This window comes from Marinobacterium rhizophilum, from assembly GCF_024397915.1.
GTDB classification, from domain to species: Bacteria; Pseudomonadota; Gammaproteobacteria; order Pseudomonadales; family Balneatricaceae; genus Marinobacterium_A; species Marinobacterium_A rhizophilum_A.
The window spans coordinates 1,448,001-1,464,861 of record NZ_CP073347.1 but is presented as its reverse complement, the minus strand read 5'-3'; the positions used below and the strand labels follow the sequence as shown (position 1 = coordinate 1,464,861).

The window sequence follows — 16,861 nt, the reverse complement described above, 5'->3', positions numbered from 1 at the left end:
GCAGGTTTGATGAGCGTATTTGTAACCCGAACCAGTCAGAAGCTGAACTTTGTTCAGCTGCAGCTGGAACAGCTGGCGCAAGCTGACGAGTCGACCGGCTGGAGTCGCCAGGCCCGGCTTGAGTGTGCCCAGGAAGGGGTGCTGTTTCAGCTGGTGTCGGCCTATGGTGCCCTGCTGCGCGAGATTGCACATCACTACCGACTGGACGCTGCCAAGGTGCAGCAATTCGCTGACCTGGATGCCTTGTTCGAGCGGGCGGCGCTGCAGTCGCCCGAGCGCACCGAGCTTGCCTCGCTGGAGCAGGCTGAGGGCAGTTGGCTGCGTTGCCTGCGCAGCGCGTACGAGGCCTGCTGGCAGTCCGGGACTGAGGTGCGCACTGCGAATGCGGCTGCGTCGAGCCAGTCCGAGATATCCCTGGTGCAGCTGGGTGGCGGAGGGGCGGAAGCTCAGGTCACGCCGCAGCAGTGTCGCCAATGGTATCGCGACCTGGCGCAGCTGGCAGAACGGCTGCGGGCCGGTATGCAGGAATGGTGAGTATCTGTCGGTGCCGGTCGTGTTAATGCAGGCTGTGCACCTGCCCGCCCGGTGACTGTCGCCGCAACTTTGGACTCTGTAGAAAGGATCGAATGAAAGATACGGTACTGGAAATTGTCATGCTGGAGTCGGGCGACATTGTTGTGCGCCGCGCCAGCGAAACGGATGAACCCTTGCTGAAGCTGCGCTTTTCCGACGAGCTTGCGAGCACGCTGGGCGACGAGCGCATCAATATCGCCAAGATCATGCTGTCCGCCGGCGTTCAGCTGGTAGCAGAGGCGGGAGTGCGCCAGCGCGAAGCCGAGGCGGATGTGCTCAGGCCGCCCGTGATCCACTAGCACCGCTTTGCTCAGGCAAAGCTTCTTCCCTGTTGGCAGTGGGCCTGACCATAATGCTCAGGCCTGTTCACGGCCCCGAATCAGAATGCCGTGGCTATCGCCGCAGGCGGCTGCCTGTTCCAGAGCCTTGAGTTCAAACTCCGACAGGTATCCCGGCCAGGATATGACGGCATGGCAGGTGCCGGCGCCAAGCGCGCGGCGTGCCAGATCAAAAACGCTGTGCGTGCTGTCTGGCTGCAGCAGTATCACCTTGCCAAGGTCGATGCCGGCGTCAGTCAGCAGTGTCTTTGGCAGCAGGGCAGGCGGTGCGACCCAGGCAAACCAGCGGTCATCCCGGCTCAGCTGGGCCAGCAGGGGCATCAGCAGCGGCATGCTGGAGAGGTCAGTATCATGTGTAATGATCTCGGTCAGGTTGCCGGCCCGGGGTGCGCGCGGTTCGGTGCGATCCAGGCCAGGGCGTTTGTGTTGCAGCAGGGTACGCCGTACTTTGGCTGCGGGTGCGAGGTTCATAGTGGCTCTCCTCCGCGGCGGATGACACCGACCCCCAGGCCTTCAATGGAAATTTCCTGCTCCTTGAGATCGATCTCGATCGGAGCGAAGTCTTCGTTTTCCGCGATCAGGTAGACCCGGTTTTTCTCGCGTTTGAAGCGTTTGACGGTCACTTCGTCGCCAATGCGTGCCACCACAATCTGACCATTGCGAACTTCCTGGCACTGGTGCACGGCCAGCAGGTCGCCGTCCATGATGCCGATGTTGCGCATACTCTGGCCTTTTACCCGCAGCAGGTAGTGTGCCTGGGGGTGGAAAAAGTCGGCCGAGATGGTGCAATGATCCTCGATGTGCTGCTGGGCGAGGATGGGGGAGCCCGCTGCCACCTGGCCAACAATAGGCAGGCTTTCGTTGGCGGCCTCAAGCCCAAGGTCGGGTAGGCGAATGCCGCGGGACGTGCCCGGTATGATTTCGATGGCACCCTTGCGAGCCAGTGCCTTGAGGTGTTCTTCGGCGGCATTGGCGGATTTGAAACCCAGCTCGCGCGCAATGTCGGCCCGCGTGGGCGGGTAGCCGGTGGTTTCGATATGCTGCTTGATGCACTCGAGCACATCCGTTTGTCGGCGAGTCAGTTTCATCATATTGACCTGTTGTTTTATACAGTGGGTGTAAGTATATACAGTAGCTTAATCCCGTAAAGCAAATTCTGTTGATATATCCAGTGTTTTGCTAGAATCGCGGCTCCTGTCTCAGCTGATCCGGATGTCGCGTTGCTTACCGAGGACCTCAAACAACAGATTCAGCAGGCCTACCGGGCATTTCTCGATGCCAAGGGCCTGAAATCGCGCTATGGGCAGCGCCAGATGGTGGGAGCCGTGGCCCGGGTCATTGGCGGCGTTGAAGCCGACGCCAGCGGTGTGCGTCAGTCCGAGCGGCATGTGGTGCTGGTCGAGGCCGGCACCGGTACCGGCAAAACACTGGCCTACCTGCTGGGCACCATCCCGATAGCCAAGGCTGCCAGCAAGAAACTGGTGCTCTCAACGGCCACCGTGGCGCTGCAGGAACAGCTGCTGTACAAGGACCTGCCTGATATCGCACTGCATGCACAGCTGCCGGTGAAGGTCAGCCTGGCGAAGGGGCGCGGGCGCTACCTGTGCATCAGCAAGGCCGAGCGCATGCTCGATAGCCAGGAGGCCATGGGGCAGATTGCGCTGTACGAAGACGAACAGGTTCACAAGCTTGATGAGGCCGACCTGGGGCTGTATCGGGATTTGCTGAATGAGTTTGCCTCCGGGCGCTGGGATGGTGACCGGGACAACCTCAAGCGTGAACTGGAGGATCAGCTGTGGCACCCGCTGACCAGTGATCATTTGCAGTGTACCAACCGCCGCTGTCACAACTTCAGTGCCTGCCCGTTTTACCGGGCGCGCGAGTCGCTGGACCAGGCGGAGGTGGTGATCGCCAATCATGACCTGGTGATGGCGGATCTGGCGCTCGGTGGCGGCGCCATTCTGCCGGACCCGACCGACAGCATCTATGTGTTCGACGAGGGTCATCACCTGGCGGCCAAGGCGATCGGTCATTTTTCCTACAGCATGCGGGTGGCGGGAAGCCTCCGCTGGCTCTCGACGGCGACACGGCAGCTGGAAAAGATGCGAGTCGACTGTGGCGAACACCAGGTGCTCAGTACCTATGTATCCCGGCTGGCGCAGCCTTTTGTCGATTTGAACCAGTGTCTCGAGAGCTTTCAGCGCACGCTGCGCGCGCTGCTGACCGAATCCAATGGCAGCCCGAAATCGGATCGCTTTCGCTTCCCCAACGGGCAACTGCCAGAGGCGTTGCGAATCGAGGCGGGTGACCTGGCCCTGGTGGCCGACAAGGCGGTGGTCAAGTTTGAACAGATCGTCGAGCTGCTCAAAGAAGCCATTGATGGCGGCATTCCGGAAATCGAAAAGGACGCGGCCGAGCGCTGGTATCCGCAGACCGGGATGCTGCTGGCGCGCATGCAGTCAATCCATGCGCTGGTGCGCTCCTACCGCAACCCGGACCCCGAGGGGGCTTCGCCCACGGCGCGCTGGATTAACGTGATTGAGCTTCCTGATGGCATGGATTTCGAGTGCCGCAGTAGCCCGGTGTCGGCGGCAACGACCCTGAGCGAACACCTCTGGCAGCACTGTTACGGTGCCGTCGTGACCTCGGCCACACTGACCGCCCTGGGGCACTTTGATCGTGTGCTGGTGGATCTGGGCCTGCCGCCAGACAGTCCCTGCGAGCGCTTGCAAAGCCCCTTCGATCACCAGCGCTGTGCCGAGCTCTGGGTGCCTCCGATGCAGGCCGATCCGTCCAATCCCGAGGCGCATACCAGCGAGGTGGCGGATTTTCTGGCCAGGCGGCTCCCCGAGGCCCGAGCAACCCTGGTGTTGTTCAGTTCCTGGCGTCAGATGCGCACTGTGCTTGAACAACTTGATGATTCCATTAAGAATACGATTCTGTCCCAGGGGCAGTTTTCGAAGAACGAAATACTGCAGCAGCACCGTTCGGCAATCGACAAGGGGGCGCGGAGCATCATTTTTGGCCTGGCGTCTTTCGCAGAAGGGGTCGATTTGCCCGGTGACTACCTGACCGAAGTCATTATTGCCAAGCTGCCCTTCAGCGTGCCGGATGATCCGGTGGACGCGACCATGGCAGAGTGGATTGAACGCCAGGGCGGCAATGCCTTTATCGACTGGAGTGTGCCGATGGCATCCATGCGGCTTACACAGGCGGTAGGGCGGCTGCTCAGAACAGAACAGGATAGCGGCAATATTATTTTGCTTGATCGCCGAGTGGTTACCAAACGTTATGGCAGGCAGCTGCTGGATGCGTTGCCACCTTTCAGGCGCAAACTGAACTAACAGCATCTTAAGGTTTCACTTTGAATAACGACGATAAAAGCAACAAGCGCAGACGTTCGTCCCGTGGTTCTTCCCGCAAGCGCGGTGGCTCCCGTCCGCGCAGCGCACCCAAGGTGCAGAAGTGGTCACCGGCCGATTTCGTGGTGCCGGCAGAGGAAGGCAAGTCGCGTTTTCACGACTTCAACCTGCCGGATGCCGTGCTGCACGCAGTGCAGGACCTGGGTTACCAGTACTGCACACCGATTCAGGCGGCGACGCTTGAGTCAGCCCTTGCCGGCAAGGACATTATTGGCAAGGCCCAGACCGGTACCGGCAAGACCGCGGCCTTCCTGACGGGCATTATCACCGACCTGATCGATTTCCCGCTGGCAGAAGAGCGCCGCCTGGGTGAGCCCCGCGTGCTGATCGTGGCGCCGACCCGCGAGCTTGCGCTGCAGATTGCCTCCGATGGCGTGGATCTGGGCAAGTACGCCGATATCAGCGTGGTGGCACTGGTGGGCGGCATGGACTACGAGAATCAGCGCTCCCAGCTGGCCGAACGCCCGGTGGACATCCTGGTGGCAACGCCCGGGCGCCTGATCGATTTCGTGCGTTCCAAGGATGTGGATCTGTACAACGTTGAGGTACTGGTGCTGGATGAAGCGGACCGCATGCTGAGCATGGGCTTTATTCCCGATGTACGAACCATCATCCGCCAGACGCCGCGCAAGGGTGAGGATCGTCAGACCTTGCTGTACAGCGCGACCTTCTCGGACGACATCATGAGCCTGGCGCAGCAGTGGACTGTGGACCCGGTGCGAGTGGAGATCGAGTCCGATCGCAAGACCACGGACAACATCAGCCAGACCGTGTTCCTGGTCTCCAGCAGCCAGAAGTATCGCCTGCTGCGCAACTATATCCGTGTCAACGGTATCGAAAAGGTGATTGTGTTCGGCAACCGTCGTCATGAAACCCGTGCCCTGGCCGAACGCCTGGAGAAGGACGGTCTGCGTGCGGCGCTGATGTCCGGCGAGATTCCGCAGAACAAGCGCCTGCGTACCCTGGAAGATTTCCGCAACGGCAAGATCCAGGTGCTGGTGGCGACCGATGTGGCCGGCCGTGGCATCCATATCGACGGTGTGACCCATGTCATCAATTACCAGCTGCCGGAAGACCCGGAAGACTATGTGCACCGCATTGGTCGTACCGGTCGTGCCGGTGCCACCGGGGCTTCGGTGTGCTTCGCCTGTGAAAACGACTCCTTCCTGATCCCGGAAATCGAAGTCGAAACCGGCGTCAAGATGAACTGCCTGCACCCCGAGCCGGAACTGCTGCTCGACGTGATGCCGGTTGCGGCGCCCGCCGAGGCACCGGACGCGGAATCCGACGTTCAACCTCAGTCTGAAGAGGCGGCTACAGCATCTGTGCAGGAACCAGCTCCTGCAGCGGCGCCGTCAGATGCAGCAGAGGTGCCTGCAACGACGGAGCAGGGCGCGGCAGAAGCAGAGGAAGCAGCGGCCCTGCCTGAGGCTGCCGAGGTGAAAGAAACGGTTACTGATACCGCCGAGCCGGCAGCGGCAGAAAAGGAAGAAGCTGAGGCGTCAAAGGCGGACGCTGTGGCTGACGAGGCGGCGTCAAGGCCAACGCCGGGCGCCTGAATGCGGCAGGGCGTCGGCTGGGCCTTGCGCCGCTGACGCCAGGCGTGCACTGCAAAGAGGCGCGGCCTCGATCCATCTGTTAGGGAGTGTTGATTGATGAACGGCGGGATGCGAGTTACCGTGTTGGGCGGCGGCAGCTTTGGTACTGTGCTGGCCAACATCATGGCAGAGAAGGGCATTCAGGTCCGACTCTGGATGCGCGATGCGCAGCAGGTCGAGAACGTCCGTCAAAATCGCGAGAACAGCAAGTATTTGCCGGGCTATGCGCTGGCCGCGTCGCTGGAGGCGCACGCCAGCCTGGCGACGGCGCTGGAGGGGGCCGAACTGGTCTTTGTGGCCATTCCCAGTGGCGGCTTTCGTGCCGTGGTACAGGAGGCCAGCGCTTACATGCAGCCCGGGCAAATGGTCGTCAGTACCACCAAGGGTATCGAGGCAGAGACCTTCAGCCTGATGAGCGAGATCCTCGGTGACGAGCTGCCGGATGCCCGTATCGGGGTCTTGAGCGGCCCCAATCTGGCCAAGGAAGTGGCGGCGCAGCAGCTGACCGCCACGGTGATTGCCAGCGAGAATGAAGAGTTGCGCGAGCGCGTGCAGAAAACACTGCACACGGCCTATTTCCGCGTCTATGCCAGTACTGACATGTACGGTGTCGAGCTTGGTGGCGCGCTGAAAAATATCTATGCCATCGCCGCGGGCATGAGCAATGCGCTGGGCATGGGGGAAAACACCCGCAGCATGCTGATGACCCGCAGCCTGGCCGAAATGAGCCGCTTTGCCGTCAGCATGGGAGCCAATCCGCTGACCTTCCTTGGCCTTGCCGGGGTCGGTGACCTGATCGTCACCTGCATGTCACCGCTGTCACGCAACTACCGTGTCGGGTTCGCGCTCGGCGAAGGCAAGAGCCTGGAACAGGCGGTTGAGGCACTGGGGGAAGTTGCGGAGGGAGTGAACACGCTGCATCGCGTCAAGGACAAGGCGGACCAGCTGGGTATCTATATGCCCCTGGTGGCGGGCCTCTACGAGGTGGTGTTCAATCACGCACCGGCGGCTGCCGTGGCGAAAATGCTGATGCTGAACGAGCAGAGCAGCGATGTCGAGTTCGTGTTGCCACGCGGCTAACGATTACCGAATGGCGGGATGCATGCCGGCGGGCGGAGGTTTGGGATGAAACTCTTTATCATGCGTCACGGCGAGGCGGGCTGGGATGCACCAAGCGATGCGCAGCGCAGCCTGACGCCGGCCGGTACGGCGGCAGTGAAAACGATGCTGGCGGTGCACAAGGATCAGCTCGAGGGTGTCACGGCCATCGTATCAAGCCCGTACCTGCGGGCGCGGCAAACCGCGGCCCTTGCCGCCAGCATGTTGCAGGTGCCGACCCTGGAGGCCAATAGCGGTTTTGTCCCCGAATCAGCGGTGGTCGAGGCGTTGGCGCAGCTTGAGCAGCTGCCGTGGCAGGGTCTGCTGCTGGTGGCGCATCAGCCGTTGCTGGGAAACCTGGTGTCGACCCTGGTGTCAGGTGATGCCCGTTACGCCGAGCCCATGGATCCCGGCTCGCTCGCGGTGCTCGAGCTCGACTGGCCCGCCGCAGGAATGGCAAAGCTGATCAACAAGTTTAACGTCTGATTTTTCGCAACCCCCTGTGGGCATGCCGGTATTGGCATGTGCACAGGGGGCTTTGCTTTTCGGATCATGCAAGGCCCGTTTGCGTCGGGCACTGTCTCGCTTACGGGGTCTCGCCCTGTGCAGTCTGAACTGAGCTGCCGTGCAGCGCTTCTGACGGCTGGGCGCTGCGTTCAGCATGCTGTTCGGCCAGGCCTTTCAGATAGCTGTCGATGTCTCCTGCCTTTAGGGACAGCAGCGCCTGCTCCAGGCGCTTGTTGTGCCGGTAGATGTAGAGTCCGCGCTCCAGTGCCTGCTGTGCACGCCGATGATCGCCGATATGCACATAGGCGCCGGCCAGGTCATAGAACAGCTGAGTGTCGGGGGTGCGTTGCAGGTAATCGTTGGCCCAGGCGATAAAGCCTGCGGAGCGCTGCTTGTCGTCCAGGCGGTAGCCGATCAGCAGGGATTCCTTCATCATCATGTAGGTGGCATGGCCCGAAAAGTACAGGTTGTGAATCGCCGGCTGCAGGAATGCGCTCTGCTGGCCGCGGTTTTTCATGTAATTGACGATACCGGCATTGGCGACGAGGGTATGCAGCAGGAAGGTGGCGCCCAGCACCGGCAGCAGCAGCAACAGGCCGGTACAGAGGCCGCGGGCGGCCTGGGACAGCTTGAGATTGAGGCTTGCCGGGCGCTGGCTGAAGGTCAGGTAGAGCAGGAACAGCAGCAGGAACCAGTGCGGCGACGAGATGTAAAACGGCAGCTCAACCTGGGTATGCAGCACGATGGGCAGCAGCATGCCCGCCAGCAGCAAGCCGCGCTCTGAGCCCAGGCGCACCAGCCGCCAGGCCACCGTGCCCGCACAGATAAGAATACCGGCCACGGCCACCAGGCCGCCCTCGACCAGCCAGAACAGCAGTTCGTTGTGTGGGTGGGAATAGCGCGGCCCTATATCCAGTTCCGGGTGCCGGTCCTGAAACTCGCCGCGTTCCTCTTGCCAGGCTGACTGGAAGCTGCCCAGCCCATGGCCAAACAGGGGTGCATTGGCGATGGTATCCAGCGAAATTTCGTAGACCGAAAAGCGCACGTCCGCCTGCCCGCCCTGTTGCAAGCGCTCGATCTTGTTCAGTGCCGCCGACGACCCCTTCTCAACCTTGTCTGACAGCAGAAAGCCGGAACCCAGCAGCAGCGACAGGCTCAGCGCCAGGGCAACGCCCTTGTGCCTGATCAGGAAGCTGCGCCGGCCGGCTAGCGCCAGCAGCAGGCCCAGGGCGCCGCCGAGCAAGCCGACGCGGGAGCCGGTGGCCAGCAATACACCGCTGCACAAGACCAGACCGCAATACGGCAGGATGCGAATGAGCCAGGGCGCGTGCAGGGCGCCAGGGCGGGTTGCAAGGTAGATCGCCAGGGGCAGGCCGGTGGCCAGGTAGCTCGCCGTCAGGTTGACCTGCTGAAAGATCGCGATGGGCTGGCTGCTGCTGGCGATCGGCACCAGGGCGCTAAAAAAAGGCAGCTGTTGCAGCTGAATCCAGCCAATCAGTGCCTGCAGCATGATGCCGCAAAGGACCAGTACCAGTGCCATGTCCTGATGCTGGCGCTGCAGGCGAAATTGAAACAGGGCAATAAAGAATCCGAAGCCGCCCAGCACGTACCCCAGTCGCAGCAGCCATTCGGACGGGTTGCCAATGCCGGTGACAAAGCCGCTGATCAGCAGTCCTGCGGGTAAGGCACAGAGGGCGAGTCCGTAGTTTGGCGTGACCAGCGAGTGGCGGCGCATGGCCAGCAGCAGGCCTGCTGCGGTGAGCAGTAGCGCTGCGATCCAGGTACTGGCGTTATAGGGCAGATAGAGGCCCTCACCACCAAGATTCTGCTGGTAGTACAGTGGTGCAACCAGGGCCAGCAGGCTGAACAGCATGAAAAACAGCCGTTGCGGGCGCTGCAATGAGGGATCCCGTTCAAGGCGAAAGGTGAAAGCGGGGGTGCGCGTGGCGCCGGTATCAAGCGACATGGGGCTTTCCTTGCTGAATGGCTAGGTGATGGTAACGCATTTCGCTATGCTGGGGGCACTGAGTAATACAAAGGTTTAGGAATGTACAAGAGCTGGAGCTTTGAGGTCAGTGGTCGCCGGCTGGCGGTCATGGAATGGGGCGATCCGGATGCGGTGCCCGTACTGGCGCTGCATGGCTGGCTGGATAACGCGGCGACCTTCATGCAGCTGGCGCCGCGTTTGCCCGCGGTGCGCCTGATTGCCATTGACCTGGCCGGTCATGGTGAATCGGGGCATCGGCCTGCCGGTACGCCCTACTACATCTGGGACAATATTGCGGATGTGCTGGCCGTCGCCGATCAGCTGGAACTGGAGCGTTTCAGTCTGCTGGGGCACTCCATGGGGGCCGGGGTCGCCATGATGCTGGCGGCCTGTGCGCCCCAGCGGGTGGCACGGCTGTTCCTGATCGAAGGCCTGGCGCCGCTGGTGTACGAGGCTCGGGAGCTGCCTGAACTGATGGCCGAGGCGCTGGCCAGGCACAAGCGTATGGAACGCAGGACGCTGCGGCCCTACGAGACCTTTGAGCAGGGCGTTGCCGCACGCATCAATGGACGCTGGCCGGTTAGCCCGGAAGCGGCACGCTGGCTGGTGGAGCGGGGGCTGGAACGGTGCAGTGGTGGCTGGCGCTGGCGCAGTGATCCGGCCCTGATGCTGCCGTCGGTGGTACGATTCTCTGAGGCACAGGTCGAGGCTTTTCTGCTACGGGTCAGGGCGCCGGTTGAGCTGGTGCTGGGAACCGGGGGTATCGACCCTGCGCGCATGCAGCGCCTGTTGCCGCTACTGCGCGATGCGCGCCTGCATGTACTGGCCGGCAATCATCATTTGCATCTGGAGCCCGGTGCCGCGGCAGAGATTGCTACACTGATTATCAATAGCTTGCGCGAAGCGGGCAGTCATTGAAGCGGTCTGTGGATTCGTTTTAAGGTGTGGGCCTGTGGCGACACCCTGTTGTTGCTGGTCTTGTGGAGTCATGGCCAGGTGTCAGGCTTTGAGTTTGATTGATGACAGTCGTCGTCTGAAATGCGCCTGTGTTGCCTAGCCTGTGGCTAGCGGGTGCTTTAGTGGCCGTCCTGAACCGGTCTGTGTGATCACGTGAATGGAGTCTGACCGTGCTGAGAAATACCTGCTTGTTGTTGGCCGGCCTGTTGCTGTCCTGTGTTGTAGCGGCGCAGTCCGATGTGGAGGGGGCTGCCGACTATGGCTTGCTCAAGCGTTTCCCGCTGTCCTGGATTGAAAGCTACCAGCAGGGACCGACACCCGAGTATCTGTTGATGCTGTCCGAGCTTAAGAAGGCCAATAATATTGTCGTTGCTGACAAGCGCAAGGCGCTGGATGGCCAGCTGACGCGCATTACCTACCGCATTCCGGAGTCCCATCAGTCAGCGGATGCCTTCGAGCACTTCCGGGATCAGTTGATGGCTCATGGTGCCGAGGTGCTGTTTCAGTGCACCGGGCGCGACTGTGGCAGCAGCCACTACTGGGCCAACGACTTCTTTGGCATTGCCCAGCTCTATGGTCTGGATCGCACCCAGTTTTATATGGCGGCGCGCCTGGGAGCGGATTACCTGGCGCTTTACGCCGTGCAGCGGGGCAACAGGCGTGTCTATCTGCAGCTCGATGTGGTCTCGGCGGCGGGCGGTAGCGAACTGGTACAGCAGCTGAAGGTGGAAGGCTACGCGGCCCTGCCTTTCGATCCGGCCGCGCCGCTGGATGTGGTGGATCCGGTCGTGCAGTTGCTGGCGGAGTTTGAGCCGGGGCAGGCATTCTGGCTGGTGGTGCATCAGCAGGGCCGCGGCGCGGAAGAAACACTGGCACAGTCCGGCCTGCTGGCGCGGCAAATCGAAGCGGGGGTACGCAGTGCCGGCTTTGAAACGGTGCAGGCCTTTGGCGTTGGGCCGCTGGTGCCCTCCGTGCTTGCCGGCAGAGCGGGGGCGCTGGTCGTGATCCGCCAGGTCGAGCCATGATGGAACGCAAGGTGAGTGTTTCCCTGGCGCTGGGTAGCGGTGGTGCGCGCGGGTACGCCCATATTGGAGTGATCGAGGAGCTGCTGCGCCGCGGTTATCATATCAAGGCGATTGCGGGCAGTTCGATGGGGGCGCTGGTTGGAGGCATGTACGCCGCCGGTGCGCTGGAGTCCTACCGTGACTGGGTCAAGAGCCTCAAGCGGATCGATATTCTGCGGCTGATGGACGTGACTTTCAGTCGCGGTGCCATTCGGGGGGACCGCGTGTTTGCCAGGCTGCGGGAGCTGGCGGGGGATCCCGATATCGAAAGCCTGCCGTTGAGCTTTACTGCCGTGGCGACGGACTTGTCCCATCAGAAGGAAGTCTGGTTTCAGAAGGGTTCTCTCATGAGCGCCATTCGGGCGTCGGCGGCAGTGCCCGGCTTTTTCACGCCGGTGGTGACGGAGAGTCGCGTGCTGGTGGATGGTGGTGTACTGAACCCGTTGCCCATAATCCCGACGGTGGCGGCCCATGCCGATATCATTGTCGCGGTGGACCTGAACACCAGTCGGTTTCGCCTGCCCGTGGTCAAGATGCCCCACAATGCGTTTCTTGAGCGCAGTGGTCACGGTGATGACCAGCCCCTGGATGTTGAAGCAGGGGCCCAGGATGATGCAGCCGCCACCAGCGGGTCCGTGAAGGAACGCTTTGGGGGGCGCCTGGATATTTTGCTCAGCTCGGTTGAGGCGATGCAGAGCTCGCTCAGTGAATACAAGATTGCCGGCTACCCGCCGGATCTGAGCATTACCATTCCCAAGGAAACATGCAGCTTTTACGAGTTTCACCGCGCCGCGGAAATGATCGAGGTGGGGCGCCATATCGCCCGGGAGCGCCTGGCGGCCATGGAAGAGGGTCGGCTGACGCTGACGTCCTGACCTGAACGTTTTGCTGCAAGGGTGGCCGGTTCAGGAGCGGATGAGTGACATGAACTCGTTGCGTGTGGCGGGGCTGTCGCGAAAGGATCCCAGCATCATGGATGTTTTCATGCTGGCGTTCTGTTTTTCGATGCCACGCATCATCATGCACATGTGCTGAGCTTCGATGACGACGCCCACGCCGGCGGCCTGGGTGACCTGCATAATGGCCTCGGCAATCTGCTGGGTCATGTTTTCCTGAATTTGCAGGCGGCGTGCGAACATGTCGACAATGCGCCCAATCTTGGAAAGTCCGATTACGCGACCCTGGGGGATGTAGGCCACATGGGCCTTGCCGATAAAGGGCAGCAGGTGGTGCTCGCACAGGGAATACAGTTCGATGTCCTTGACCAGCACCATCTCGCTGTTGTCCGACGGGAAAAGAGCGCCATTGACCACTTCTTCCAGCGACTGTGCGTAGCCGCGGGTCAGGAATTTCATGGCTTTGGCGGCGCGGGCCGGCGTGTCCTTGAGCCCCTCCCGTGTAACGTCCTCCCCGAGCGCTGCGATAATCCTTGTGAATTCATTTTCCATGGTTTGCCCCCGGAATCAGTTTCAACAGTCGCTGTTCTCAGTTATCAGGGTAAACCACTTTTGCTGCTCTTGCGTTTGAGCAGCACGTAGAGTGCACCGGTACCGCCGTCCTTGGGCTGGGCCGAACAGAAGGCCATGACGCCGTGAAGCTGGCGCAGCCAGTCATTCACCAGTGACTTGAGGATCGGGTAGGCGCCGGCCTGGGAATAGGCCTTGCCGTGTACCACCAGGACAACCCGTGCCTGTTGCCGCAGACCGTCGTGAATGAAGGTGCACAGTTCTTCGCGGGCCTGGTCTACCGTCATGCCGTGCAGATCGAGCCCCTGCTCCCAGGGGATATGCCCCTTGCGCAGGCGTTTCATCAGGCCGATCTGGACACCGGGAGCGGCAAACAGCAGTTCATCGCTGGACTCGACGATCTCGGCGGCCTCGCTGGACAGGCCGTCGATCACCTGGCGCGTTTCGCGGGTGGCGGCAGCGCGCTTGTAGTTCAGGGTCTGCGGATCGGCGGCGGCGCGGCCGATATCGGCACGGTCGTGCTGGTGGCGATCCACATCCTGCATCAGGTTTTCAAACGAAATCGCTGCGTCATCAGCGGGAAGCTTGTGGTCCGACATGGCGTCACTTCAATATTTTCATTAACATAGGCGCCTTTGGAGCACCGCTGTGGATTCTGGGTCTGAGCGCTGTGGTCGCTAAGGTGCGGCACAAACTCCCCTTATTATCGGTTTTGGAATGAGCATCGATCAAGAACAGGTTGTAAATGAGCTATATACGATACGCGATTTTGTCCGCTGGAGTCTGAGCCAGTTCAATCGCGAACAGGTATTTTTCGGTCACGGCACGGACAATGCGTGGGATGAAGCCGTGCAGCTGGTGCTCGGCGCCATCGATCTGCCCTGGGATACCAACCCTGCGATCCTGGATGCCCGCCTGACCTTTGGCGAACGCAAGCGCGTGGTGGAATTCCTGCGCCTGCGTGTCGAAGAGCGCAAGCCGCTGCCCTACGTGATCGGTGAGGCCTGGTACCTGGGCATGCCGTTCTATGTCAACGAGAACGTGCTGATTCCCCGTTCCCCGATCGCCGAGCTGGTGCAGGCACGCTTTGCGCCCTGGCTGCGGCCGGGGCCGGTGGAGCGCATTCTGGACCTGTGTGCGGGCAGTGGCTGCATCGGTATCGGTTGCGCCGATGTGTTCGAGGAAGCCGAAGTCGATCTGGTGGATGTCTCGGTCGAGGCGCTGGAAGTGGCGGCACGCAATGTTCATCGCCATGGCCTTGAAGAGCGGGTCAATGTGATGCAGAGCGACCTGTTCAGCTCCCTGCAGGGGCGCTGTTACGATTTGATCGTCAGCAACCCGCCCTATGTGGATGCATCGGACTATGCCTCCATGCCGGCGGAGTTCAGTCATGAGCCGGAGCTGGCGCTGACCTCCGGTGAAGATGGCCTGGACATCACCCGCAATATCCTGCGACAGGCCTGCGAGTTTCTGCACGAGGACGGCTTGCTGGTGGTGGAAGTCGGCAACAGCGAAGTACACCTGATGGAGCAGTTCCCGCAGGTGCCCTTTATCTGGGTTGAGCTTGAGCATGGCAACGGTGTCTTTGCGATCACCGCGGCGGATCTGCATCAGTACCGCGATCTGTTTTGAGTCGCCTTGGCGCCATGTCGACAGATCACTTTTACATTATCACCAGGCACTGCCGCGGATATCGCTTTCGAGCCGCAAGCGGGTGCAGTGTCCGGGTTTGCTGTGACAGGAACGCATATGTCTGGAAATAGTTTCGGTAAGCTGTTCACGGTGTCGACCTTTGGCGAAAGCCATGGTCCGGCGCTGGGATGTGTGGTGGACGGATGTCCGCCGGGGATCGAGTTGTGTGAAGCGGACCTGCAGGGCGACCTGGATCGGCGCAAACCCGGTACCTCGCGCCATACCACCCAGCGACGCGAGCCCGACCAGGTGCGTATCCTGTCCGGCGTGTTTGAAGGCCGTACCACGGGCACACCTATCGGCTTGCTGATTGAAAACACCGATCAGCGCTCCAAGGATTACTCCAATATTGCCGATACCTTTCGCCCGGCCCATGCCGACTACGTCTATAGCCACAAGTACGGCTTTCGGGACTATCGTGGTGGTGGCCGCTCGTCGGCCCGTGAAACCGCCATGCGTGTGGCGGCCGGTGGCATCGCGCGCAAGTTTCTCGCCAGCAAGGGCATCGAAGTCGCCGGCTACCTGAGCCAGCTGGGCCCCATTCGCATCGACGAAGCACGCTTTGACTGGGCCGAAGTGTCCCGCAATCCGTTCTTTAGCCCGGATGCCGAGGCCGCGGCGCGCATGGAAGTCTATATGGATGAGCTGCGCAAGGAAGGCAATTCCATAGGCGCACGGATTTCCGTGGTCGCGCGCAATGTTCCCGTCGGTCTTGGCGAGCCGATCTTCGATCGGCTGGATGCGGACCTGGCCCATGCACTGATGAGCATCAATGCGGTCAAGGGCGTCGAGATCGGCGATGGTTTTGCCGTGGTCGAGCAGAAGGGCACCGAGCACCGTGACGAAATGACCCCCGAAGGCTTTCTGTCCAACCATGCCGGCGGTGTGCTGGGCGGAATTTCCACCGGTCAGGACATCATTGCCCACATAGCGCTCAAGCCCACCTCCAGCCTGCGTTTGCCCGGGCGCAGCATCAATGCCCGGGGCGAGCCGATTGAAGTGGTCACCAAGGGCCGGCATGATCCCTGTGTCGGTATCCGTGCCACGCCCATCGCCGAGGCCATGATGGCCATCGTGCTGATGGATCATTACCTGCGTAACCGGGGACAGAACGCGGATGTCGCATCCAGCGTGCCAGTGTTGCGTTAAAGTGTTGCGCTAAGGTGCACCGCGCTGGCGTTCAGCTGGCGTTTTTGTAGTAAGCGGCCGCCGCTGGCGGTCATGGCAATTGTATTCAAGGGTTTTACAACGAGATGACTTCGAACTACGCCGAAAAACTGTATGACGGCTATGGCCAGAGCTTTGAGATCGACGAAGTGCTGTTCGAGCAGCAAACCGACTCCTGGCACCTGATCATCTTTCGCAACAAGAAATTCGGAACCGTGATGGCGCTGGACGGCATCATTCAGACCACCGAGAAGGACGAGTTCGTCTACCACGAGATGCTGACCCATGTGCCGCTGTTTGCCCATGGCGCGGCCAAGCGCGTGCTGATTATCGGCGGCGGTGATGGCGGCATCCTGCGTGAAGTGCTGAAACACCAGGAGGTCGAGCATGTGACCCAGGTCGAAATCGACCAGGCCGTAATCGACATGTGCAAGACGTACCTGCCGAACCACTCCCAGGGCGCCTTCGATGATGCGCGCGCCAATATCGTGATTGCCGACGGTATCGAGTTCGTGCAGCAGACCGACGAGAAGTTCGATGTCATCATTTCCGATTGCACCGATCCTGTTGGCCCCGGTGAAGTGCTGTTCTCCAGCGCCTTTTACGAAGGCTGCAAGCGCTGCCTGAATGACGGTGGCGTTTTTGTGGCCCAAAACGGCGTGGCCTACATGCAGGTGGAAGAAGTGCTGACGACCCGTCGTCGCCTGAGCCCTTACTTCAAGGACCAGACCTTCTACTGTGCCGCGGTGCCGACCTATATCGGCGGTAACATGACCCTGGCCTGGGGCTCGGATAATGCCGCATTGCCAACCCAGTCACGGGAACTGATTGAGCAGCGTTTTGCCGCATCCGGCATCAGGACCCGCTACTACAACCCGGCGATGCATTGCGGCAGTTTCGCATTGCCGCAGTTCGTGGTTGATGCCCTCAAGGACGCCTGATAGCGTTCCTGGCTGCGGGTCCCCCGTTGGTGGGGAGTCGCAGTCGCTGCG

The 16,861-nt window shown here is 61.1% G+C and carries 16 protein-coding genes and 1 pseudogene; 12 read left to right on the top strand and 5 right to left on the bottom strand.

The genetic code is table 11. The features are described from left to right. The first annotated feature begins 9 nt into the window (after window positions 1-9). Both KDW95_RS06475 and KDW95_RS06470 read left to right on the top strand, forming a co-directional pair. Window positions 10-534: a DUF6586 family protein gene (locus tag KDW95_RS06475; RefSeq protein ID WP_255855468.1), complete on the top strand. Its 525-nt coding sequence runs from the start codon at window positions 10-12 to the stop codon at window positions 532-534. Window positions 535-626: 92 nt separating this feature from the next. Next, window positions 627-872: a hypothetical protein gene (locus KDW95_RS06470; RefSeq protein ID WP_255855467.1), complete on the top strand. Its 246-nt coding sequence runs from the start codon at window positions 627-629 to the stop codon at window positions 870-872. Between the two features lie 57 nt (window positions 873-929). Here the strand turns inward: KDW95_RS06470 and KDW95_RS06465 are convergent, their stop codons facing one another. Both KDW95_RS06465 and lexA read right to left on the bottom strand, forming a co-directional pair. Next, window positions 930-1,382 carry a cell division inhibitor SulA gene (locus KDW95_RS06465; RefSeq protein WP_255855466.1) on the bottom strand — a complete coding sequence of 151 codons (453 nt, stop codon included), beginning with the start codon at window positions 1,380-1,382 and terminating at the stop codon, window positions 930-932. Then, entirely contained in the window at window positions 1,379-2,002 is a 624-nt protein-coding gene (gene lexA / locus KDW95_RS06460; RefSeq protein ID WP_304941577.1) for a transcriptional repressor LexA, read from the bottom strand. The genes KDW95_RS06465 and lexA overlap by 4 nt, the downstream gene beginning before the upstream one ends. Window positions 2,003-2,131: 129 nt before the next feature. Here lexA and dinG point away from each other — a divergent pair, with 129 nt between their 5' ends. From dinG to sixA, 4 genes and pseudogenes are all read left to right on the top strand, one after another. Continuing rightward, window positions 2,132-4,255 carry an ATP-dependent DNA helicase DinG gene (gene dinG / locus KDW95_RS06455; RefSeq protein ID WP_255855464.1) on the top strand — a complete coding sequence of 708 codons (2,124 nt, stop codon included), beginning with the start codon at window positions 2,132-2,134 and terminating at the stop codon, window positions 4,253-4,255. Between the two features lie 20 nt (window positions 4,256-4,275). Then, window positions 4,276-5,568: pseudogene (rhlB, locus tag KDW95_RS06450) on the top strand (ATP-dependent RNA helicase RhlB); the annotation flags it as partial. A gap of 432 nt (window positions 5,569-6,000) precedes the next feature. Then, a complete protein-coding gene (locus KDW95_RS06445; protein WP_255855463.1) occupies window positions 6,001-7,011 on the top strand; it encodes an NAD(P)H-dependent glycerol-3-phosphate dehydrogenase in 1,011 nt (336 codons plus the stop codon). A 45-nt stretch (window positions 7,012-7,056) separates the two neighbouring features. Further along, the gene (sixA, locus tag KDW95_RS06440) at window positions 7,057-7,515 is read left to right on the top strand and encodes a phosphohistidine phosphatase SixA (RefSeq protein WP_255855462.1); all 459 of its coding nucleotides are present in this window, start codon (window positions 7,057-7,059) and stop codon (window positions 7,513-7,515) included. A gap of 100 nt (window positions 7,516-7,615) precedes the next feature. Here sixA and KDW95_RS06435 read toward each other — a convergent pair whose 3' ends face one another. Then, a complete protein-coding gene (locus KDW95_RS06435) occupies window positions 7,616-9,502 on the bottom strand; it encodes a PglL family O-oligosaccharyltransferase (RefSeq protein ID WP_255855461.1) in 1,887 nt (628 codons plus the stop codon). A gap of 81 nt (window positions 9,503-9,583) precedes the next feature. Here KDW95_RS06435 and KDW95_RS06430 point away from each other — a divergent pair, with 81 nt between their 5' ends. The 3 genes from KDW95_RS06430 (at window position 9,584) to KDW95_RS06420 (ending at window position 12,419) form a co-directional block, all read left to right on the top strand. Continuing rightward, window positions 9,584-10,441, top strand: a complete 858-nt coding sequence (locus KDW95_RS06430) for an alpha/beta fold hydrolase (protein ID WP_255855460.1) — start codon at window positions 9,584-9,586, stop codon at window positions 10,439-10,441. 209 nt (window positions 10,442-10,650) lie between these two features. Further along, window positions 10,651-11,505, top strand: coding sequence for a DUF4892 domain-containing protein (locus KDW95_RS06425; RefSeq protein ID WP_255855459.1), 855 nt, complete (start codon window positions 10,651-10,653; stop codon window positions 11,503-11,505). Next, entirely contained in the window at window positions 11,502-12,419 is a 918-nt protein-coding gene (locus KDW95_RS06420) for a patatin-like phospholipase family protein (RefSeq protein WP_255855458.1), read from the top strand. Before KDW95_RS06425 ends, KDW95_RS06420 begins: the two co-directional genes overlap by 4 nt. Before the next feature lie 30 nt (window positions 12,420-12,449). On the opposite strand, the gene folE is transcribed toward KDW95_RS06420, so the two are convergent. Together folE and KDW95_RS06410 are read right to left on the bottom strand one after the other, a co-directional pair. Further along, window positions 12,450-12,992, bottom strand: coding sequence for a GTP cyclohydrolase I FolE (gene folE / locus KDW95_RS06415; protein ID WP_255855457.1), 543 nt, complete (start codon window positions 12,990-12,992; stop codon window positions 12,450-12,452). 44 nt (window positions 12,993-13,036) lie between these two features. Then, window positions 13,037-13,609, bottom strand: a complete 573-nt coding sequence (locus KDW95_RS06410; protein WP_255855456.1) for a Smr/MutS family protein — start codon at window positions 13,607-13,609, stop codon at window positions 13,037-13,039. 118 nt (window positions 13,610-13,727) lie between these two features. Between KDW95_RS06410 and prmB the strand changes: the two genes are divergently transcribed. The 3 genes from prmB (at window position 13,728) to speE (ending at window position 16,810) form a co-directional block, all read left to right on the top strand. Beyond that, complete coding sequence (gene prmB / locus KDW95_RS06405) at window positions 13,728-14,642, top strand: 50S ribosomal protein L3 N(5)-glutamine methyltransferase (protein WP_255855455.1); 915 nt, start codon at window positions 13,728-13,730, stop codon at window positions 14,640-14,642. A 117-nt stretch (window positions 14,643-14,759) separates the two neighbouring features. Beyond that, window positions 14,760-15,851, top strand: a complete 1,092-nt coding sequence (aroC, locus tag KDW95_RS06400) for a chorismate synthase (protein ID WP_255855454.1) — start codon at window positions 14,760-14,762, stop codon at window positions 15,849-15,851. 104 nt (window positions 15,852-15,955) lie between these two features. Further along, the gene (gene speE, locus KDW95_RS06395) at window positions 15,956-16,810 is read left to right on the top strand and encodes a polyamine aminopropyltransferase (RefSeq protein WP_255855453.1); all 855 of its coding nucleotides are present in this window, start codon (window positions 15,956-15,958) and stop codon (window positions 16,808-16,810) included. Window positions 16,811-16,861 lie beyond the last annotated feature (51 nt).